Source organism: Vibrio sp. 11-4(1), assembly GCF_013048625.1.
Classification (GTDB): Bacteria; Pseudomonadota; Gammaproteobacteria; order Enterobacterales; family Vibrionaceae; genus Vibrio; species Vibrio diabolicus.
Genome location: NZ_VHSY01000001.1, coordinates 335,985 through 356,835, shown reverse-complemented (window position 1 = coordinate 356,835; position 20,851 = coordinate 335,985). Strand labels below are relative to the sequence as shown.

The following is a 20,851-nucleotide window of genomic DNA, read 5'->3' as shown; positions in this document are numbered from 1 at the left end:
TCTTACCAATGGAAACTGAAGTAAGATTTCTCGCTTCTCGCTTCTCGCTTCTCGCTTAACCCGCAGCGGAAATATCGTATTTCTTCATCTTATGGTTGAGAGTGCTCATTGGAAGTGCCAATTGCTCAGCGGCCTTCTTGGTGTGCCAATTGCAGGCATTTAAGCAGTCGATGATCACAGTACGCTCGTATTGGCTAACGACGTCCTTAAGGCTCTTTGAAGCGTCTTCTAAATCCGCTTGTGCCTGCCGCTCGTAAGCAGGTTGGTCTGGGGTAGGTGAGGCTGCTTTCATGTCGATACTTGGCACATCTTCTGGGATTTGTTCGCCAAACTCGATGTGAGTAATGGTTTCAAAATCAGACAGTAGCACCGAGCGCTCGATGATGTTCTTAAGCTCACGCACGTTCCCTGGGTATTGGTAGGCAAGGAGCTGTTTACGTACATTGGCACTTAACCCTGGCGCTTGCGGCAAACCTAGCGTGTTAGTCGTGTGTTGCACGAAATGCTCAGCAAGGGGAATAATGTCCGACTTGCGTGCTCTCAGTGGTGGTAATGTAATAGGGAACACATTCAAACGATAGAACAAATCGGCACGGAATCCGCCATCTTTGATTTGCTGCATAAGATTACAGTGGGTTGCGGCGATAACGCGAACGTCCACTTCAATCTCTTTGCTAGTGCCGATAGGGCGAACTTTGCGTTCTTGCAGTACACGCAGTAACTTTGCCTGCAGTAGCATTGGCATATCGCCAATCTCATCCAAGAAAAGCGTACCGCCGTTGGCTGCTTCAAACAAACCGACTTTGTCTTTGTCTGCGCCCGTAAATGAGCCTTTCTTATGGCCAAAGAGTTCTGACTCTAATAACTGCTCTGGGATTGCGGCACAGTTCTGTACGATCAAAGGTTGTTCTGAACGATTAGAGTTTTCGTGAATGTATTTCGCGATCACCTCTTTACCAGCGCCCGTTTCACCACGCAACAGCACATCGACAGGAAGAGATAGCACCTTATCAAGACGATTCAAGACATTGAGCATTTCTTCGCTCTCTGCAATAGGACCTTGATAGGCTTTCTGGGTACGCTTTTTGAGCTGAGTGTTCTCGCGTACTAGGGCTTGATTGTCGGCATTGAGATTTTTTATTACTTGCCCGTATTGCTCTAACCAAACGGCTTGGCGAATATTACTCGCAGCCATACGACAAAACTCAGTCAAGGCTGCCTCGTTGTCGATGACGTTCAAATCGAGTAAGACTAACAGTCCAATGGTTTTGCTTTCGCTATCAATCAAAGGCCAAGCCAGTAAGTTCTCGCTTTTTAATCCCAGTGTCTGCTCAGTTTGATAGATGCTTTCGCAGTCATAACCGTTGTACTTATACAACTCGTTAATCAACACCACTTCACCATTACGAATAGCAAAGTTAAATGGGTCGTTCTCACTGGCTGAGTCTAACTGTAATGCTTCCCAAGGGTGGGAAACAATCGTTTTATCGTTATGGTGAGCGGTACTTGGAATCAACGCCTGGCCAGTCTGGTCCAAAACATAAATGATGCCGTGCTTTGCGAGGGTCATTTGTCTCGCAGCGGTCAACACAGCATCCAACGTTTGGGTAAGCTGGCTGCGATCAGCCAAAGACTGACTGATCGCAAGTAGGGCGTTACTAAGTTCGCTATGGTTAGCTGAACGCATAGGTTAGTGTTCCTTGCTCATCGACAGACACTTCGATTTGCGTATGTGAATCATCCTTGTCATGCACCAATAGCTGAGTCGATAGTTGCGGCAGCAACTGACGGTTGATGACCGCGTCGATATTACGCGCGCCTGTTTCAGCAAGGCGACAGTTACCTAATACGAACTCAACCAAGCTTTCTTCGTAGCTTAGCGACAACTTGTGATGGCTCTGTAGACGCTGAGAAACTTTGTTCAGCTTGTGGTGAATAATTTCTGTCATTGCTTCATCAGACAGCGGAACAAATGGTAGTACTGACATACGTGCCAACAGTGCCGGCTTGAAGTGTTGGTTCAAAGTAGGGCGGATAGCTTCTGCGATGATGTTTGCATCGATGTCTTTGGATTGATGAACCAAAGATTCAATCTCGTGCGTCGCAAGGTTACTGGTCATGATGATCAGCGTGTTCTTGAAATCGATGGTTCGGCCTTCGCCGTCGTTCAATGTACCTTTGTCGAACACTTGGTAGAACAGGTTCAACACTTCAGGGTCGGCTTTTTCCACTTCATCAAGCAGCACAACAGAATATGGACGTTGACGAACCGCTTCTGTCAGCATGCCGCCTTCACCGTAACCTACGTAACCCGGAGGTGAACCGATTAGGCGAGATACCGTGTGTTTCTCTTGGAACTCAGACATGTTAATGGTCGTCATAAAGCGCTCACCACCAAACATTTGATCAGCAATTGCACGAGCTGTCTCGGTTTTACCCACGCCACTTGGGCCAACCAACAGGAACACGCCTGTCGGTGCGTCTGGGTTACCTAGGCCGGCTTTTGCAGTTTGAATGCCTTCAGACAGTGCATCGATAGCGTATTCTTGGCCTTTGATGCTCTGTGTTAGGCTTTCTTTCAGTTTTAGCGTGGTTTCTGCTTCGTCTTGAAGCATCTTACCCATAGGAATACCAGTCCAGTCCGAGAGCACGTGGCTGACTTCATCTGGGCCCACTTCAAAGTGAACTAGTGGGTTGCCATTGCGGATTGCATCTAGCTGTTCTTGGCAGGCCGAAATTGCAATGCGAACGGCTTCTTCATCCATTTCTGCATATGGAGAAACGTCTTGCTCTTGTTCTGAATCTTCGTCTGCAACAAGCTCTTCTTCATTTGTTTCGCCGAAGACCAGTTCATGTAAGCGAGAGCGTAGAGCAATCATCTCTTGGATCTGCTCTTTTTCTTTGTGCCATTGCGTTTCTTGTTCTGCTAGCTCTTCTTTCGTTGTTTCCATTGCCAGTTTTAGGTCTGGAATGTTAGCAAGGCTGTGCTTGTCGCCAGTTTGCTGCAGAGCATCACGCTCAAGTGCTTCAAGCTCGCGCTGTTGAGCTGCAAGTTCTTGTTGCAGGGTCTCTACAGAAGCAGGAATAGCATTAAGGCTGATGTTCACTCGTGCACACGCCGTATCTAGTACATCGATCGCTTTGTCTGGTAGTTGACGACCAGAGATGTAACGAGCAGAAAGCGTTGCCGCAGCAGTGATGGCGTCATCACGCACGTAAACGTTGTGTGACTTCTCGTATGCTGGGCGCAGACCACGAATGATCAATGCTGCTTGTTCCGGAGATGGTTCGTCGAGTTTCACCAATTGGAAACGACGCGCAAGGGCAGGATCTTTCTCGAAGTACTTCTTGTATTCCGACCATGTTGTCGCAGCGATGGTTTTCACTTCACCACGCGCTAGGGCTGGTTTTAGCAAGTTTGCCGCGTCGTTGCCGCCTGCTTGGTTACCACCGCCAACAAGGGTGTGTGCTTCATCGATGAAAAGAATGATAGGGGTTGGCGAGTTTTTCACTTCATCCAATACCGCGTTTAGGCGTTTTTCGAATTCACCTTTTACGCTTGCACCAGCTTGCAGAAGACCCATATCTAGCCCGTAAAGCTCAACACCTTTGAGGTTGTCTGGTACGTCACCTTGTACAATCTTAAGTGCCAAACCTTCTACTACTGCGGTTTTACCAACGCCCGGCTCACCAACAGCAATAGGGTTGTTTTTACGGCGACGAGCAAGAATGTCCACGATTTGGCGGATTTCTTGGTCACGGCAGAAAACAGGATCGATTTCGCCTTTGCGTGCTTTACCAGTGAAGTCGGTTGTGAACTTGCTCAGTGCTGAGCCATCCTCACGAGCTTGTGTTTTCTCTGAAGTAGCAACTTGCGCCTCAATAGAGTGGCTTGTTAGCTCTGCAAAGTTACGCTTAAGGCTGTCAGGGTTTACTGCTTCAAGGATAGAGGCGTAACCATGTTGGCCGTAACGGAGAGGGTTGCTAACAAGAGTAAGGAGTAGGGCGCCAGAGCGGATTTGTGTTTCGGATAGATCTAAAGAAGAAACCAGCCAGCTTTCTTGTAACCATTCGATTAATAAAGCAGAAAAAACAGGTTTGCTGCCATTTCCTTTGGCGTTGGTGTCGAGTGTAGATCGAACCGATTGTCTTAATAAGTTCTCAGAACAATCAAAATGACTTAATAAGACGTCAAAATCACTATTTGGCCTTTCTAATAGACTCAGTAAATAATGCTCAATTTGAACTTCGTTTGCTTTTTCAGAGACTGCAAGTGCAGCGGCGTCTTCTAATGCTACTTTTGCAATCGGGTGTAGACGCTGAATTAATGAAGAAAGGTTTATATTTATCATAGCCATTTTATTCTTTAGAGGAAAAGAGTAGCGGCTATTATACTAAAAGTGATTGCGTTCTTTTTTTATCAAGATATTTTGACTATCGTTTGTTGGTTATTTTTAATGATTATTGTGACATTAATGTTTGTGGTTATTTTAATGAGGTTGTTATTCTAAATTAATTGATAGTAAAAGTGTCGGATTTATTAGTTTTAATGACTTTATTTACACAGTTTTATATGGTTATTTTCACTTTTTAAAATTAGAACAATTTATTATTATCTTAATCCAACTTTTTGGTTTTTTATCCAATAAATTGTACTCAAGATATTAGTGAATAATGTCTTAGTTTGTTTAAATTGTTGTTTTTGTTGTGTTTTTAAAGTTGGCACGGACTTTGATTATACCAAGTAGTCGCGGTGATAAGCGATTTGGTGATTTAAACAAAACAGATTTTAGAAAAGGAAATAGCGATGCCAACTCCAGCATATATGTCTATCCAAGGTGAGACTCAAGGCCATATTACTAAAGATACTTACTCTGCAGATTCAGTAGGTAACACATGGCAAGAAGCTCACGTTGATGAGTTCCTAGTACAAGAACTTGATCACGTGCTAACTGTTCCACGTGATCCACAAAGTGGTCAGCCAACTGGTCAACGTGTACACCGTCCACTTGTTGTAACTAAAGTTCAAGATCGCTCATCTCCACTACTATTCAACGCACTAGTATCTGGCGAAAAACTTCCTGAGTGTGTGATCCGCTTCTACCGTACTTCAGTTCAAGGTAAACAAGAGCACTACTACTCAATCAAATTGATTGATGCGCTACTTGTCGATATCCAAACTCGTATGAACCACTGTCAAGACGCAGCAACAGCTGACCGCGTGACAGAAGAAGTGCTTAAGTTCACTTACCGTGCGATCGAAGTAACTCACGAAAACTGTGGTACTGCGGGTAACGACGACTGGCGTGCTCCACGCGAAGCTTAATTGCTCGTCGCGTAAAGATTCAGGGCCAACGATTGTTGGCCCTAATTCGATTATTTGTATCAGGTAAAAGATATGGTGAATGACGTAGAATTTAAATTTGAAGTGCCTGGATGTGGGCATGAATTTCGGGTTGAGAGCTTTCATGTTCATGAAGAGTTATCTAAGCCTTTCCACATCAATCTCTCATTACTTTCACTTGATCCAGATATCTCGTTTGATGAGTTAATACGTAAAGCAGGAACACTAACACTTTACGGACAAGGTGTTGGGGCTGCGCGTGTGTTCAACGGCGTAGTGAATGAAGTTCGTTACTTAGGGACTGGACGTCGTTTTTCTCGTTATCAATTAGTCTTGGTTCCTCAAGCTTGGTTCTTATCTCAGCGCCAAGATTGTCGTATTTTCCAGCAAAAGTCAGCACAAGACATCATCACAGAAGTACTCGATGATGGGGCAGTCACCGATTACCGATTTGAAGTGTCGGGTACTTATCCTCCAAAAGAATACGTTCTGCAATACCGTGAGTCTGACTTGCACTTCGTGCAGCGCATGATGGCTGAACACGGTATGTGGTATTACTTTGACCATAGCGATTCAAATCATACGATGGTCATTGTCGACAGTAATGACGCGATTGCACCTTTGATAAGCTCGCCACTAAATGCTTCATACATTGGGCCGATTGTTTATCATGCCGATGGTGGGGGTGTTGCCGATCGCGAGCATATCTCTGATCTCGAGTTAGTTAACCGCGTTAGAACGGGACAGGTTACGTACACAGATTACAACTACGAACACCCTAAAATTCCACAAGAGATGACACAGGCTGGCGAGCTAGACCAAGATCTCAAGCAGTTTGATTATCCTGGACGATACGTTGACCCGCTTATGGGCCAAGTGAGAACCACGGAGTGGATGTCGGAACACATAGTCGATAATCAACAAGTGGAAGCAACGAGTGACGTAATGCGCTTAGCATCTGGTTACAGCTTTAACGTCAGTGACCACCCACGTTCTGAGATTAACCGCGATTACCTCATGTTGTCTGTAATGCACACAGGGCAAGATCCGCAAGTGCATGAAGATGAAGCGAGTGGTATGCCAACCACTTACTACAACCAGTTCTCATGTATTCCACGTGATGTGGTTTTTAAAGCGCCTAAACTAGCAGCACCAGTGGTTGATGGCCCTCAAACGGCGGTCGTTGTAGGACCAGAAGGTGAAGAGATTTACACCGACAAACTTGGTCGAGTGAAAGTACAGTTCCATTGGGATCGCTATGGCGATAACGATGAACATTCAAGTTGCTGGATCCGCGTAAGCCAATCAATGGCGGCGCCAACTTGGGGCGCAGTGTACTTGCCGCGTATTGGCCATGAAGTCGTAGTGACTTTCCTGGAGGGGGATCCAGATCGTCCGTTAGTTACGGGCGCAGTTTACAACGGTTTACATTTTCCTCCGTACTCTTTACCTGAAAACAAAACTCGTACCACGTTCCGCACGCAAACGCACAAAGGAACAGGTTACAACGAGTTGAGTTTTGAAGACGAAGCGAACCAAGAAGAAGTCTATATTCACGCTCAAAAAGACATGTCGACCAAGGTGCTCAACAACCGTTACCGTGATATCGGTCAAGATGAGTTCTTAAAGGTTGCACGTCACCAAACGAATGAAGTTCACGGTGACCATAAAGAAACCATTCATGGGCATAAAACGACACAAGTAAACAGTACGTTTACCGAGACAGTCGAGCAAGACGTTACCGTCACATACAACGCGAATGAAGCTCAGTATGTGAAAAACAATTCTGACTTAGAAATTGGTGATAACCGTACGACTAAGATCGGTAAAAATGATGATTTAGATATTGGTGAAAACAGTAACCTTACTATCGGTGCATCTAAGAGTTCAGACATTGGTGCGGATGATAACCAGACGGTTGGTGGCAACTTAACGGTATCAGTGAAAGGTAACACCGCTTATAAAGCCGATGGTGCGACGCAAATTATCAGTGGCGACAAGATTGTATTGAAAACGGGTGGTTCCTCTTTAGTGATGAACAGTGATGGTTCAATAAAGTTATCAGGCTCGGCTATTACGATCGAAGGCAGTGACAAAGTCGTCGTGAAAGGTGGCAACGTAGTGGTTAACTAACAATGGAAAAACAACCTCTTACAACAGAAGTAATATCAGAGCAGCAAGCCGAATCAACGGCTTGCTTTTCGCGTTTTGGAATAATAGTGGCTATCAATGAGTCTACGGGCAGTGTGCGAGTTGATTTTGATGGTAACCCATTTAAGCAGCCACTCACTGCGAGACTAGGACGTGGCTTTCGTCGTTCTGAACTGCAAATGGCTATCGATAATCGATTAAGTTGTCGAATTGAGTTTTTGAACGACGACTTAAGCTTGCCTCTTGTAACGGACATTTTTTTCTCCATTCTGGATGACTCAGATGAGTTTGTATTGCGAGCGAAGAAGATGGTTATCGAGACAGAACAAGAGTTGGTAGTCAAAAGTGGTGAGACAGAAACTCGCTATAGCGGGCGCGATGGACGAATTACCACTAAAGCGAAGTACGTCACTTCTCAAGCAGAAAAAGCACAAAAAATTCAAGGCGGAACGATCGCAATTAACTAATTACCTCGCGTTAGCTAATGGTTTTGTGTTAACAAGTCACGCCGAGTGAGCTAATTACTTCGAGTTAACTAATTGCAATCGCATTATGGCACGCTAATAACGGATAACTAGATGCGACAAAGAATCGGTGTCGAGCACCTAAAGGCACCCATAACCAATCAAGAAGTCGAAGGCGCGTTAGCAAAAGCTGAGCGTGCTGTGAACGACCTTTCCCAATTGCCAGTAACGTGGCTGGATTTCTGTAATGAAAAGCTGTCCATTGCTTCTGAAAGTATCGGGTTTTTAATCAGGCAGCGAGTTCAAATTCACAAAAGGGGTTATCCAAGTCGTGAGTTGGAGTATCTCAAACTGATCGAACGCCAAATTGAAGAACTGGAGCAGGTGTACTTGTCGTTTTATCGATTAGCGCCGGGCTTACTCCATCAATTAAGAAGCAAAGAGCCAGAAATCTATATCTGGCTCATGTTACAAGGAGAGCTAGGTTCAGATCTTGATAACCTTTTGTGTGGACTGAGTTTGCTCGAAGATATTGACGCTAAAACTGCAATGGTCGTTGCCGTGCAATCTCCGGTTGAATCTATGGATAGCACGCTTTCGGAGCTTATTGAGGGTAATGCGACATCCAGTGCGTTTTACTTTGAATGCTTACGTGTCCGCCAGACATTAAGTGTTTCTCTCATCAAGCGCTGGAACAAAGCCAGCATCATTAGCTCTCATGTTGCTTTGCCACTACTCGCTTTACAAGACGTGAAAGAGGGGATTGATTGGCTTAATGACAATGAAGGCAGCGAACAATATCTATTTGAACGCTTGATTACCAAACGTGACAGAGGCACTTGGTTCCGTCAGAGCTTTGGCATCGAACCAAGTGGATTACCATCAGCGCAAGTGCTCACTTATGCCAAGTTGCTTGAGTTAAAAGAGTTTGAGGCGTTTGATATCTCTTCTCCATTAGCACCTGTTGATTTTGCTCTGAGTGGTGATTGGAAGTTGATGCCCCCAATCATCGAGCACTTGGAAAGTCTGGAGGAAGCGGAGGGTGAAATTTGGCTTCAAGCCTTGTATGTCGTCTACGGAAAACTTCTTCCTCTGACTCCGCAAGATGTTGGTGTCGAGTATGAATGGGAAGATATCGTCGATCTTCTCAATGAGTGGGTGGAAGATGAAAAATATATCCAAAATCTACCAAGCCGCTTGGGTTACGCATTGAGCTTCGAGTCTACGTTAGCTGCGATGCAAGATGCTAACGTTGATGTGCTGTTCCGCGATTGGCTATGGCGTCAACTCTGTATTCAATCCAGAGCCTACGTGCCTTGGGATATGGCAATGCCGATTCATCAACAAGACTGGAACTTTAACAATTTAAAGGCCGCACCTTCTGCGAGCGAACGATTCAACTTAAGGAATAGCAATGCAGTTATGGGATATTGAGGCGCACCCTGAGCTATCACTTAAAGGTCGTTTTCAACGTGACGAAAACGGCGATGAAGTCTGGGTTGTGGTCGCCAAACGCACATGGCAATTCGATGGTGTTGTTTGGCACGAATTAGGTGAAAGTGAAATCTTCGATGATCCTCAATATTTGGGCGAAGAAGGCTTCTCTGCGATGAAAGTTGACCACGAGTTCGCGTATACCAAAGACAACACAGATGTACTTGTTTACGGCAAAGCACGCAGCTACGCGAAAAAGCCAGTGACATACCAAGAGTGTCGCGTGTTGATTGATGGTCATATCGATAAGACTCTCGCTATTTACGGGGAACGCGTATGGGTTGAGCATGCTGGCAGTATCACGCTGAGTAATCCAATCCCATTTATTGAAAAAGACATTGATTACACTTGCGCGGTAGGCGGTGATTTACGTAACCGAATAGGTGGTGGGGTTGCCGACTCCAACAAAGAATTGCTTGAACAGAAAGTACCCTCGGTTTTTTATCCTCGAGAGGACTGGAGTGCCGCCGCGAAAAAACTACGCGTTGCGGGGTTCGGGCCAGTCCCTCCGTTCTTTGAGTCGCGCCAGAAGCTGGCCGGCACGTTCGATGACGATTGGATTGAGAACCGCAAGCCAATGTTGCCACTCGATTTTGATAAGCGGTTCTTCCAAAGCGCGCCTATTGATCAGCAGTGCAAAGGCTTTCTTCATGGGGGAGAGCGTTTGATGATGAGTGGCTTTTGTCATGATGACACGCTTTCATTCCGCATTCCTAAAGAGAAATATCGAGCAACTGCCGTTTTTAATAACGATAGCTATCAAGTTGATATGGCGATGTACACCTTATTCGTTGATGCTGAAAAGAAAACCATATCAATCAGTTACACCGCTGCGTTTCCTTGTCAGGGTAAAGAGCATTTGTTGGTGTCGACATCGATCACTAAGTTGGAAGAGGTAAGCGAGCATGCATAATTCAACAGGTCGCTATGTGTTGGGTATGGAAGTGATGACACCAACTGGTATGAACTTAGATATTGCCAGTGCAGTTTCGTATGCTGATTTAGGAAGATTCGACCAATGTGTAGGAGATGATGGTATCGAGCGGTTTACTTACGCAAAAATCGAATACACCAAAGAAATGGAACAGTTTGAGAAAACGTGTGAGTTAATAACCCGCTTGCTTGATTCATTGTTGGAACAATTGCCGCGTTCTTTAAAGCCGATTCCGTTACTTATAGCGGTGCCTACGTCTGTTTCACTAGTAAAGGTGCAAGAATGGCTTGGTGAAAGTAACTATGCTGACTTTCTCTCTGTGGTGAATGCAGTTCATGCCAGTGGGCCTAGTTTCGTTCTCCAGGCCATGAAATCATTGGATAAATACGATGCCATGATGTGTATCAGTGTCGATTCCTTGGTGAATTCGATGCAAACACTCATCGACGATGCAATGGTAATGAGTACGAATAATCCATGGGGCGTTATTCCGAGCGAGGGTGGGGCAGGTTTAATTCTTTGTCGTAGAAATACCATAGAGACATTGAAACTTAAGCCTCAAGCGCAACTTGGCTATATTGATACGGAATTAAATACTTCAGACCGAAGAGGTATGTTTCGACTTGTTCAACGTGCGAGCAAAAAGCTCGATTCATTTGGTGAAGTATATTCCGATATGACGAACCTTCGCATGCACACGGAAGATTACGGCTTTGCTCTGGGGGCTAAAGCGGAACGGTTTACGAATCCAGAACAGCCACAGCTTATTAACGAATTGTGGGGCACGTTGGGCAGTTGCTCTTCTCTAGCCTTAATCGCCTTTGCGGTCAGAGATCACCATTTTAGGCAACCAACCACGTTGTTAATGTTTGACTTTCATGGTGACAAGGGGATTCTCCAGTTGCTGCAATGTTAGTAGGCACTCATCGATCAAATGGCAATGAAAATACACTCATATTATTAGGTTTACGTTTGTAACATGAAAAAGCGTATAACTCATGCAGTGAAAGCGTAAGTAAAAAACTCTAATAAGTTAGTAATAATAACTAAAATAATAGGCTTACTGTTTGTTTTAAATACTAGCCTTGATACAAGTATGTTCAAGAAAATATTATTCAACTCTAATAATATTTATTCTATGAAAGAGTACTAAGTGTCTAATAATCAGAGTACAGCCAAAGGATATATCGATCAGTTGGTTGTGAAAGCTATTGAGAAAAAGAAACTGAATGAGCAAAGGCTAGCAGAAAAAAATAAGCCAAAGCTTGAGTACGTGCTTTTTTCACAATTTGATGTATTAGACAAGCTTCCCTCTAAAAATGGTAAAACAACCGTTTATCATCTCGCAAAAAAAGGGCAGCCAGAAAAGCAGATCTGTTGCAAAGTTATCAATGATGACTCGCCAGAATTTGCGAGCAAAATGTTGGTTAACGAAGCGAGTCGATTAGAGCTTTCCCAACATCCGAGCGTGGCTAACTTCATAAAAATCGGCAACGAATTCGAACGCCCATATTTGATGTACGAGTGGATCCAAGGTGAATCACTGGCAGAAAAGATGGAGCGCCACTCTTCTAAAGGTTTCCGCCACGACCATATCGCTTGGTTGGTATATCAACTCGCTGGTGCCTTAGAGTTTATGCACACAAGAGGCATCTGCCATCTTGATATTAAGCCATCCAACGTACTAGTGAGTGAAGGCGATTACGTTAAACTCATCGATTTCGGTGCTGCTCGTTATATTGGAGAAACGGAACCTTACGCAGAAGCAAGCTTGAACTACGCTTCACCTCTTTATATCGAAACTGGCATCGCGGAACCGCAAGATGATGTTTACTCCCTTGCTTTGCTCGCTGGACATTTATTTTTGGGTTCAATATTCGGTGATACTTGGAATAAACAATTAAAAGACCGAAAGCGTCCTGCATTGATCCCGGCTCATATTTGGAAGTTGCTGAAACAAGTCATCAATAAACCAAGAGGGCATGGCTATACCGCTATTTCTTTCGCCCAGCAGTTAGCGCGAATCGATACTCAATCGATTAACTCAAATTCTAACGCACCAATTTTCAGTAGCTTGCGTAATGCGGATCTTCTGCTTACACACTGTAAGTCGAATGATAAAACAGCGTACGGACGCTTCAAACTATTGGAGGCGAGTTTAGTGTTGAGTGTGGTGGCAATGACAGGAAGTTATTTGTATCAGCAAAATTCGGATGCATTGGATGCTGTTTTTGCCAAAGAAACGACACCTTTAAGTCACACAATCACGCCCACAGATACTGCTTCTTTTTTGGCTGAGCCGCCATGGAATATCAAAGAAGTATTAGCAAAAACTGAGCAGAGCGTTGATACAACTAAAGCCTACCGAGAAGCGTATAGAGTTCAGCAATTAAGCCTTTCGGGTTTATATAATGAAAAACAGACTCTGTTGAAGTCTTATCAAGCTTTAGCTGATGGACTACCACAGACATTAGTGGATTTACGCAAGGAGCTTGTCACGTTGCGAGAGGAACTCGTTCGTGATGGTGCATTGTTTCCCTATGCGGACGAAACACTGACTAAAGTGATGTCGGGCTTGAATGTTGCCTCTGTTGATTCCATGAAAGTATCTGCCATTGCTGGCAGTCGTGATAAGCAGATTGCTCACTTAATTTTAGTTGGTGAAGCTAAGCTCGCAGAAGAAGAAATGAAAGAGGCGTGGTTATTAAACCAGTCACAGGCATATTTCTATAGCCAAATCTTACCAAAGAGAGTGATGGAAAATATTAATGACTCCATTGATAAACATGCAGAAGCGCACTTTTATACCAAAGCGATTGAAGAAGCTGAATTAGCCAAAGACTACTTTGGTAATACGCCAGAACTAGAAAAAAAAATAACAGACTTAATCATCGCAAGAAGCGAATTTATTTTGTTTAGTACGGTGATGGAGCAATCCATTTTCGACAAACAGAAATTGCATGAGTCCCTTGCTGATTTAGAACGAAATGCGCCAAGAAAATTTACAGAGATCACAAAAATTCTAGATAGCATGGCGTCGGATGCGATTAATCAGAGTCATCAGTTTTCTAAGCCTGCAAATGGTGCCATCGCCGTAGCTCGTGCATTGAGAGACTACTTGACTGAAGGAGATGCGAATTTTGTCCAACATTGATACTGATCACCTTCTTAAACCGATTTCTGATGAATCTCCTGCGGGTAACGATGCTCGTTACGAGTTTTGCTATGAAATGATGGAAGCCGAGGTAAAAAAGTTCGGCTCACTATTTGGCGAAACGGTCGACTGGAATGTAGTAAAAACCAATGCGATGGAAGTGCTCGAGCATCATAGTAAAGATTTAAAAGCACTTTGCTATTTAGTACGAGCGCTTGCAGAGGAATCCGGGCTCAAAGGTTTTGAGCAAGGTCTGAAACTGCTTAATGAGGCGTTAGCTTGCTTCGGTAGTGATCTTTACCCGACACGGAAACGCGGTAGAGACGGAGCGGTGGAGTGGTTGAATCATCAATTTAAATTGATGAGCACTAAGCTTGCGGACAGTGCGCAATCTTGGGAATTAGTTTCAGGCTGTATTTCGGCGATTGAAGAAGTGCAGCGTCAGTACGACGATGTTTACCAAGACTCCGAAGCTGACTTCTTTGAGATTCGCACGCAGCTCAATGTTTTATCTCAACAAGCAGCTGCCGATGACCAGAGCGATGACGCAATAGCTACCATCGAACAAGCGGCACCAGCTACGCAGCCTGCCGCGGTAGAAACGCCAGCACAGAACGACGTTCAAACCGCTTCAGCGAAGACGGTTCCGCCGGCCCCTAAACCTGCGCCAGTTAAGAAAGCCGTAGCAAAAGAAGTCGATGTCGATACAGATTTCTCATCGCCTACGGCTTCAAAACGCACGTTAAAAAAAGTCGCGGAAGTCATGCTTCATGCGAACCCAAGTGATCCGCTGGCTTACCGAATTTATCGTCATCTGACTTGGGATGACATTGATGGTCTACCTGACCACCAAAACGATCAAACGCCATTGAGCTTGGCGGTATCGTCCGATCAACAAGCGGAATACCGCGACAAAGCCAATCAGGAAAGTGACATCGACACGATTAAACGTTTGGAGCGCACGCTAACTGACGCGCCATTTTGGCTCACAGGCCACCATTTCGTGTATTTGATGCTTACTAACTTAGGTTTTGATGACGCAGCACTTGCCGTGAAACAAGAAGTAAAGCGGTTTGTTGAGTCACTGGAGGGCATCGAACGCCTCTCTTTTAAGAATTCTATACCATTTGCAGATGAAGCAACATTGAGTTGGTTGTCTACTCAAGATGCTACTTCATCGGCAGTACAAACTGTTGTACAGACGGTTGTGATCGCTGAAGAAGATTCATTGCTGGTGGAGGATATCACTCTAGAAAATCTAGGGGAATATGCCGCAGAACTCGCCCGCAAGCTTGAGCTGGATGGCTCAGGGCGTGGACAGTTCATGCTGTATTTACAATTGATAGCAGCTTACCAGTCTGTTGGATTATACCCGTTGTGTTTGCCGTATCTTGAGAAGGGGTGGGAAGTACAAAATGCGTTTAATCTCGCGAGCTGGGAACCCCACTTATCGTCGCAGTTAGAAGACCTGATTCGAAAAACACTCCATCAGTTATTCAGAAGTAAGGATCTTTTACCTGAGAAGTATGAAGAGTGGAAAGCAATTTATGACTAATTAAAGAGTTAGATAAGGAACGAATTATGTCACGTGACGGCTCGGTGGCTCCTAAAGAGCGAATTAATATCCGTTATGTTCCAGCAACTGGCGATACGCAAGAAGACGTAGAGCTGCCGCTAAGCATGATGGTGGTTGGCGACTTTACTGCACGTGCAGATGAGACGCCAATTGAAGAACGCACTCCAATCAATATCGATAAAGACAACTTTAACGAAGTGCTAGAAGGCATGTCTCCAAACGTTAAAGTGAACGTTGAAAGCCGTCTTTCTGATGAAGAAGGCGGCCAAATCGGTGTTGATCTAACGTTCCAAAACATGAAGGACTTCTCTCCAGAAGCGATCGCGAAAAGTGTACCTGAATTAAACAGCCTACTTGAGCTTCGCGAAGCCTTGGTTGCACTGAAAGGTCCTCTAGGAAACGTTCCTGCGTTCCGTAAGAAGATCGCATCGGTTCTTCAAGATGAAGAAGCGAGAAAGAAACTGTTGGATGAACTAAGCATTGGCAACGACCAAGACGCGAAAGAAGAGTAAGGGATATCATGTCTGCAGAAGCACAAGCGCCAGAACAAGAAGCAGCCTTAGTTGAATCAGGCTCACTTCTGGATAGCATTCTTAACGAAACTCGTTTAAAGCCAAGTGATGAAGGTTTTGACGTTGCAAAACGTGGCGTAGAAGCATTCATCAGTGAGTTACTAAGCAGTTCGAACACAGAGAAAGTCGACCAATCTCTGGTTGATCTGATGATCTCTGAAATCGACCAAAAATTGTCCAAGCAAGTTGATGCTATTCTTCACAACGAAGAAGTTCAAGCGATTGAATCAACGTGGCGCGGCCTAAAGTACCTAGTTGATCACACTGACTTCCGCGAGAACATTCAAATCGAACTGATCTCTGCGAAGAAAGACGAAGTTCTTGATGACTTCGAAGACGCGCCAGAAGTGGTGAAGTCTGGTTTGTACAAACAAATTTATACGCGTGAATATGGCCAGTTCGGTGGTAAACCTGTTGGCGCAGTCATTTGTGACTACGATATGTCGGCTTCGTCTCCAGATATCAAACTGATGGAGTACATGGCAAACGTGGGTGCAATGTCTCATGCTCCATTTATTACATCTGCGTCTGCGAAGTTCTTTGGTCTAGATAGCTATGAAGAGCTACCGAATCTAAAAGATCTTAAGTCAGTATTTGAAGGCCCACAATACACTAAATGGCGTAGTCTACGTGAACACGAAGATGCGCGTTACTTAGGTTTGTGTACTTCGCGTTTCATGTTACGTACACCTTACTCCGTAGAAGATAACCCAATTAAGGCGTTTGACTACGATGAGCAAGTAACAGACAGCCATGACAACTACCTATGGGGTAACTCTGCGTACGCGATGGCATCAAAAATTAGTGAGTCTTTCGCTAAGTACCGTTGGTGTCCAAACATCATTGGTCCTCAAAGCGGTGGTACTGTGCATGACTTACCGGTTTACAACTTTGAAGCCATGGGTCAAATCGAAACTAAGATCCCAACTGAGATTCTTGTTTCTGACCGTCGCGAGTACGAGCTAGCAGAAGAAGGCTTCATTGCGCTAACCATGCGTAAAGGTTCTGACAACGCGGCGTTCTTCTCTGCAAACTCCGTTCAAAAGCCGAAAGTGTTTGCGAACACGCCAGAAGGCAAACAAGCAGAGATGAACTACAAGCTAGGTACTCAGCTTCCTTACATGTTCATCATCAACCGTCTAGCACACTACATCAAAGTGCTACAGCGCGAGCAAATTGGTTCGTGGAAAGAGCGTTCAGACCTAGAAATTGAACTGAACAAGTGGATTCGTCAATACGTTTCTGACCAGGAAAACCCGCCAGCAGAAGTCCGTGGTCGTCGTCCACTACGTGCTGCTAAGGTTGAAGTATCAGACGTAGAAGGCGACCCAGGTTGGTACAAAGTATCAATGTCTGTACGTCCTCACTTCAAGTACATGGGTGCAAGCTTCGACTTGTCTCTAGTTGGTAAGTTAGACCAATAACCCATTGCTGAAACCATAAAGCAGCCAGTAAAGACTGGCTGCTTTTTTCGTAGGAGTGAAGATGGAAAAAGGTTATCGCCTTTTAGAGCGGATTGAGCTTGGTGAACCCAAAAACTGTTACGAGAAAGTCGTTTCTCACAAGCATTTGATTGAATCTATTCATTCTCATCTCGCAGACTTGCTGAATACCCATTCTGGGAATGCAATGATCGACAATGAGTATGGTTTACCAGATTTTAATGACGTACTTTCTAACAACACGAACCTAGTTCGCCACATTCAAAAAAATATCACGTCAACCATAGAACGCTTTGAACCGCGACTGTTGAATGTCGAGGTTAATTACCGTGAAGATCACCATAACCCGCTACAACTCGGCTTTGGTATTCGCGGCGAAGTTTCCCATAACGGCGGTAAAGTCCCAATGTCGATAGACGTCTACATGGGAACCGACGGCCAATTTAACGTTTAGTAGGTGCCACTTGAGTAACAGTAAATACTTTCAAGATGAACTCACGTATTTGCGTGAGTCGGGTAGTGAGTTTGCCAAATATCATCCGAAGTTAACTCACTTTCTCTCTGAGGGAACCTTTGACCCAGATGTCGAACGACTGCTCGAAGGTTTTGCCTTTCTGACAGGTCGAATCCGCGAGAAGATTGATGATGAACTGCCTGAGCTGACGCAATCTTTGATGACTTTGCTGTGGCCACATTACATGCGTTCGATTCCGTCTTTGTGCATTAGCGAACTAAAACCGCATACCGGAAGTGTTACTGAGAAAACCGTGGTGAAACGTGGCGCAGAAATGGCGAGTGAACAGGTAGAGGGCACGCAATGTTTGTTCCGTACTTGTTACGACGTCAATCTATACCCAATTACGATCACTAACATCGAACAGACCAACAGCCGCACTAGTTCGATGATTGATGTGACTTTATCGACGGAGCATGGTCTTGAACTGTCTCGGATCGGTTTAGACACGCTGCGATTACACCTGCATGGCGAGATTCATATTACTCGAACTGTCTTCTTATGGCTGTTCCGTTACCTAGATTATGTCGAATTAGATGTTGGTGGTGGTTACAAACATCGCTTAGGGCCAGAATACGTTAAGCCAGTTGGGCATGAAGAGGACGAAGCGCTCCTGCCTTACAGCAAAAATTCATTTGCAGGCTACCGTTTGCTGCAAGAATTCTTCTCTTTGCCAGATAAGTTCATGTTCTTCGACATTAAAGGCTTAGAGTGGTTAAAAGGCATTCCACAACGTAGCACGGTCAAAATCAAATTCCACTTTAAGCGTGCATTACCGTCAGAAGTGGTGCTTAAAGATAAACACTTGAAATTGCACTGTACGCCTGCAGTTAATTTATTTGAAAAAGATGGCGATCCAATTCGTTTAGAGCACCGACGTAACGAGTACAAGGTACGTCCGCAAAGCAACACTCAGGAGCATTACGAAGTCTATTCCATTGAGCAAGTGGAAAGCTGGAGTAAAGACGAGCGTCGTCGAAAGTCTCTGATTGAATTTGAATCATTTGAGCATCAAATTAACCAACGAGATAAGCGCGAGTTCTACAAATCTAAAGTCGCTGAGCGTGTAAGCGGTAGAGGTCTTGAACGCTACATATCATTTCATACTCATAATGGGGACATTGCGGAACTGGGAACAGAAACGGTACTCATGAAACTGCAATGTAGTAACGCAGATTTGGCGGAACGTTTGTCAGTGGGGGACATCACTTACGCGACTCATAAATCACCGACCTATGCGACGTTTAGGAATATTACCAAGCCCACTCAATCGGTCAGTCCGCAAGTGAATGGTGAGCTTCAGTGGCAGTTAATTGCGAATATGTCACTCAACTACTTATCGCTGGCAAATATTGATGTACTTAAAGTACTTCTCTCTACCTATGATTTCCACTCTCGTGTTGACAGACAAGCGCACCGCGCATCCATTCATCGACTTGATGGGGTTATCTCTTCGGAAATGAAACCAATCGACCGTGTATTTCGTGGCGTTTCGGTACGAGGCAATCAGTTTAAGTTGGTCACCAATTCCAAATTTTTTGTCAATGAAGGCGACATGTTCTTGATGGCGACGGTGCTTAACGAATTCATCCGTTTGTATTCGAGTGTGAACTCCTTTACCGAACTGGAAGTGTTTGATGAAGCGACTGGCGAGGTTTATAACTGGGCAAGTCTTATCGGACAGCAGACGATACTATGATTAATACACTTTCTGATAAGTCGAATGAGTTTAGTTTCTATCAAGCAGTCTTGCTGCTAGAGAAGCATTATCAACTAGAGCCGAACTCTAACTTTGTCGCCGTCGGTGAGAACAAGTACTTCCACCAAGAACGTATTGAGTTCAGCGTTTCGCCAAACTTATCTTTTCCAAAGAGCGATATGGACTTTATTGCTCATATGGAGAGAAATGGCCAGCAGTATTCTAGAGTCGAAACTAACTTTCTTGGCTTGCATGGTTCAAGCTCACCACTTCCTGCTTCTTATACTGAGAAACTGGCAGGGCGAGATCCTGAAGACAATCCGGTAAAAGATTTCTTTGATTTTTTCCATAATCGGTACACCAGTTTGTTGTACCGGGTTTGGAAGAAATACCGATATCACGTGCAGTACCAAAGCGGGGCAAGTGATGCCTTCTCTGGACGTATGCTGCACTTGGCGGGCCTATCTAGCGTAATGCAAGATAGTAAGGTCGCAGAGTTAGATCGAGCGAAAATACTGTCTTATGTAAACCAACTTTCTACGCGTACACGCTCTCCAAAGCTGATATCCGGTATTGTTTCGCACTACTTTTCACTGCCGAATGTGCGTATTGAAGAGTGGGTTTATAGACGCGTGGAAATCGCAGAAAGCCAACGGAATAAACTCAACCGTGCTAATTGCATATTAGGGCAAAATTTGCACTTAGGACAAAGCATTGCGGACTTAAACGGCAAATTTAATCTCTGCATCGACAGCATCGATTTTGAAACATTTAAGCAGTTTTCCTACGATGGTGAGTTACACAAAACACTGGTTGGCCTGATGCGTTTCATTTTGCGTGACCCGATGTCGTGGGACTTAAAGTTGACAGTTAACTTAGATAGTATTCCAGAGAATAAGCTAGGTAATGGGGAAGGGAACCACTTAGGACAAACATTCTGGTTAGGTAACCCAAGTGATAAAGATGCCAAAATCCGAGTTATCGGAAGCATATAAGAAAGCCGCTCTACGAGCGGCTTTTTATGTTGTCATCAAAAAGGTCAGAAAAGCTTAGCGGCTGATCGGTTGGTGAAGTACGACGGTAGTATCAAGCCTTTGAATCCCGTTAAATGACTCAATTTCGTTACAAAGATGATGAATAGACTGCAGATCGGGCGCTTCAATTAGGGCAATAATATCAAAGTTGCCACCAACAACGCTTGTTAAGCGAACCTCAGGGATTTCTTTAAGCGCATTTGTTACATCATTTTTCTTACCCTTTTCACAAGATATCAATAGATAGCTTGCGGCTTTGCGCCCTTCGTTTTCTACACGAATTTGTGCGGTATAGCCTTTGATAATACCGGTCTTTTCTAAACGATTAATCCTTTCTGCTACTGCTGTACGAGACAAACCAATGTTTCGAGATAGATTCGCAATAGACTCACGCCCGTTTGACAATAGACTTGAAAGTATTTTTCGATCTAATTTATCTAAACCTTGTAAAGTCATGTTTGAAATCATGTGTT

The 20,851-nt window shown here is 44.5% G+C and carries 16 protein-coding genes; 13 read left to right on the top strand and 3 right to left on the bottom strand.

Annotated features, from left to right (window positions below; all coding sequences use genetic code 11):
- Positions 1-55 precede the first annotated feature (55 nt).
- On the bottom strand, positions 56-1,687 hold the full coding sequence (locus FKN16_RS01480) for a sigma-54-dependent Fis family transcriptional regulator (RefSeq protein ID WP_085343953.1): 1,632 nt from the start codon (positions 1,685-1,687) through the stop codon (positions 56-58).
- Positions 1,674-4,352, bottom strand: coding sequence for a type VI secretion system ATPase TssH (gene tssH, locus FKN16_RS01475; protein WP_170901838.1), 2,679 nt, complete (start codon positions 4,350-4,352; stop codon positions 1,674-1,676). The genes FKN16_RS01480 and tssH overlap by 14 nt, the downstream gene beginning before the upstream one ends.
- Before the next feature lie 455 nt (positions 4,353-4,807).
- Here tssH and FKN16_RS01470 point away from each other — a divergent pair, with 455 nt between their 5' ends.
- The 13 genes from FKN16_RS01470 to tssG all read left to right on the top strand — a co-directional run bounded on the left by FKN16_RS01470 (position 4,808) and on the right by tssG (position 20,339).
- Positions 4,808-5,326 carry an Hcp family type VI secretion system effector gene (locus FKN16_RS01470; protein ID WP_005373415.1) on the top strand — a complete coding sequence of 173 codons (519 nt, stop codon included), beginning with the start codon at positions 4,808-4,810 and terminating at the stop codon, positions 5,324-5,326.
- 72 nt (positions 5,327-5,398) lie between these two features.
- The gene (gene tssI / locus FKN16_RS01465; protein ID WP_109169809.1) at positions 5,399-7,477 is read left to right on the top strand and encodes a type VI secretion system tip protein VgrG; all 2,079 of its coding nucleotides are present in this window, start codon (positions 5,399-5,401) and stop codon (positions 7,475-7,477) included.
- A gap of 2 nt (positions 7,478-7,479) precedes the next feature.
- Entirely contained in the window at positions 7,480-7,962 is a 483-nt protein-coding gene (locus tag FKN16_RS01460; protein ID WP_005392644.1) for a hypothetical protein, read from the top strand.
- A gap of 111 nt (positions 7,963-8,073) precedes the next feature.
- Positions 8,074-9,393, top strand: a complete 1,320-nt coding sequence (locus tag FKN16_RS01455) for a hypothetical protein (protein WP_145534683.1) — start codon at positions 8,074-8,076, stop codon at positions 9,391-9,393.
- Positions 9,374-10,366 (top strand): DUF2169 domain-containing protein, encoded by a 993-nt coding sequence (locus FKN16_RS01450; RefSeq protein WP_170901837.1) that lies wholly within the window; start codon positions 9,374-9,376, stop codon positions 10,364-10,366. Before FKN16_RS01455 ends, FKN16_RS01450 begins: the two co-directional genes overlap by 20 nt.
- A complete protein-coding gene (locus tag FKN16_RS01445; RefSeq protein ID WP_170901836.1) occupies positions 10,359-11,303 on the top strand; it encodes a hypothetical protein in 945 nt (314 codons plus the stop codon). Before FKN16_RS01450 ends, FKN16_RS01445 begins: the two co-directional genes overlap by 8 nt.
- A gap of 237 nt (positions 11,304-11,540) precedes the next feature.
- Entirely contained in the window at positions 11,541-13,541 is a 2,001-nt protein-coding gene (locus tag FKN16_RS01440; protein ID WP_170901835.1) for a protein kinase, read from the top strand.
- A complete protein-coding gene (gene tssA, locus FKN16_RS01435) occupies positions 13,528-15,096 on the top strand; it encodes a type VI secretion system protein TssA (RefSeq protein ID WP_170901834.1) in 1,569 nt (522 codons plus the stop codon). The genes FKN16_RS01440 and tssA overlap by 14 nt, the downstream gene beginning before the upstream one ends.
- A gap of 26 nt (positions 15,097-15,122) precedes the next feature.
- Positions 15,123-15,629: a type VI secretion system contractile sheath small subunit gene (gene tssB / locus FKN16_RS01430; RefSeq protein WP_170901833.1), complete on the top strand. Its 507-nt coding sequence runs from the start codon at positions 15,123-15,125 to the stop codon at positions 15,627-15,629.
- 8 nt (positions 15,630-15,637) lie between these two features.
- Positions 15,638-17,113, top strand: coding sequence for a type VI secretion system contractile sheath large subunit (gene tssC, locus FKN16_RS01425; RefSeq protein WP_005392635.1), 1,476 nt, complete (start codon positions 15,638-15,640; stop codon positions 17,111-17,113).
- A gap of 61 nt (positions 17,114-17,174) precedes the next feature.
- Positions 17,175-17,585 (top strand): type VI secretion system baseplate subunit TssE, encoded by a 411-nt coding sequence (gene tssE / locus FKN16_RS01420; protein WP_005392634.1) that lies wholly within the window; start codon positions 17,175-17,177, stop codon positions 17,583-17,585.
- A 10-nt stretch (positions 17,586-17,595) separates the two neighbouring features.
- On the top strand, positions 17,596-19,344 hold the full coding sequence (gene tssF, locus FKN16_RS01415; protein WP_006741090.1) for a type VI secretion system baseplate subunit TssF: 1,749 nt from the start codon (positions 17,596-17,598) through the stop codon (positions 19,342-19,344).
- Positions 19,341-20,339 (top strand): type VI secretion system baseplate subunit TssG, encoded by a 999-nt coding sequence (gene tssG / locus FKN16_RS01410; protein WP_048624897.1) that lies wholly within the window; start codon positions 19,341-19,343, stop codon positions 20,337-20,339. The genes tssF and tssG overlap by 4 nt, the downstream gene beginning before the upstream one ends.
- Positions 20,340-20,393: 54 nt before the next feature.
- Here the strand turns inward: tssG and FKN16_RS01405 are convergent, their stop codons facing one another.
- Positions 20,394-20,846, bottom strand: coding sequence for an Lrp/AsnC family transcriptional regulator (locus FKN16_RS01405; protein WP_005373369.1), 453 nt, complete (start codon positions 20,844-20,846; stop codon positions 20,394-20,396).
- Positions 20,847-20,851: the final 5 nt, after the last annotated feature.

Bases quoted from the DNA above. Each gene is read 5' to 3' on its own strand.
- FKN16_RS01480 (WP_085343953.1), bottom strand. From the start codon at position 1,687: ATGCGTTCAGCTAACCATAGCGAACTTAGTAACGCCCTACTTGCGATC.
- tssH (WP_170901838.1), bottom strand. From the start codon at position 4,352: ATGATAAATATAAACCTTTCTTCATTAATTCAGCGTCTACACCCGATT.
- FKN16_RS01470 (WP_005373415.1), top strand. From the start codon at position 4,808: ATGCCAACTCCAGCATATATGTCTATCCAAGGTGAGACTCAAGGCCAT.
- tssI (WP_109169809.1), top strand. From the start codon at position 5,399: ATGGTGAATGACGTAGAATTTAAATTTGAAGTGCCTGGATGTGGGCAT.
- FKN16_RS01460 (WP_005392644.1), top strand. From the start codon at position 7,480: ATGGAAAAACAACCTCTTACAACAGAAGTAATATCAGAGCAGCAAGCC.
- FKN16_RS01455 (WP_145534683.1), top strand. From the start codon at position 8,074: ATGCGACAAAGAATCGGTGTCGAGCACCTAAAGGCACCCATAACCAAT.
- FKN16_RS01450 (WP_170901837.1), top strand. From the start codon at position 9,374: ATGCAGTTATGGGATATTGAGGCGCACCCTGAGCTATCACTTAAAGGT.
- FKN16_RS01445 (WP_170901836.1), top strand. From the start codon at position 10,359: ATGCATAATTCAACAGGTCGCTATGTGTTGGGTATGGAAGTGATGACA.
- tssB (WP_170901833.1), top strand. From the start codon at position 15,123: ATGTCACGTGACGGCTCGGTGGCTCCTAAAGAGCGAATTAATATCCGT.
- tssC (WP_005392635.1), top strand. From the start codon at position 15,638: ATGTCTGCAGAAGCACAAGCGCCAGAACAAGAAGCAGCCTTAGTTGAA.
- tssE (WP_005392634.1), top strand. From the start codon at position 17,175: ATGGAAAAAGGTTATCGCCTTTTAGAGCGGATTGAGCTTGGTGAACCC.
- tssG (WP_048624897.1), top strand. From the start codon at position 19,341: ATGATTAATACACTTTCTGATAAGTCGAATGAGTTTAGTTTCTATCAA.
- FKN16_RS01405 (WP_005373369.1), bottom strand. From the start codon at position 20,846: ATGATTTCAAACATGACTTTACAAGGTTTAGATAAATTAGATCGAAAA.